This window comes from Marinobacter sp. UBA2498 (assembly GCF_002341575.1).
Classification (GTDB): Bacteria; Pseudomonadota; Gammaproteobacteria; order Pseudomonadales; family Oleiphilaceae; genus Marinobacter; species Marinobacter manganoxydans.
Genome location: NZ_DDOI01000101.1, coordinates 16533 through 16997, shown reverse-complemented (window position 1 = coordinate 16997; position 465 = coordinate 16533). Strand labels below are relative to the sequence as shown.

Annotated in this window: 1 protein-coding gene; it reads left to right on the top strand. The window is 55.3% G+C overall.

Annotated features, from left to right (window positions below):
- Nucleotides 1–139: 139 nt before the first annotated feature.
- Nucleotides 140–465: Rrf2 family transcriptional regulator (locus tag B2W52_RS14140; RefSeq protein WP_286803636.1), on the top strand; the 326-nt coding region annotated here is incomplete at its 3' end.

Sequence of the window (465 nt, the reverse complement as noted above, 5' to 3'; positions counted from 1 at the left end):
GCCACCGCTCCACGAGGAGGATTTCGATTGCGTGCGAGACGACGATGAGGTGGGTCGCTGAATACTTGACTGAAATGGTTGGTCAATTCATACTCTGTTCTGCATTTTTGAGATTCAATCCCGTCATGGGGCTGACACTATGAAGTTGACCACCAAAGGCCGCTATGCCGTTACGGCAATGCTTGATCTGGCTCTGCATGGAGACCAGGGGCCGGTGAGTCTCGCCGATATTTCGGCTCGTCAGGAAATCTCACTGTCCTACCTGGAACAGCTTTTCTCCCGTCTCCGCCGCCAGAAACTGGTTGTCAGCATTCGTGGCCCCGGTGGTGGTTACAGGCTCAGTCGTCCGGCGGCAGATCTGTACATCGCCGAAGTTGTCGATGCCGTCAGCGAATCGCTGGACACTACCCGGTGTGGCAATAAAGGCGATTGCCAGAATGGCGAGAAATGCCTGACCCACCACCT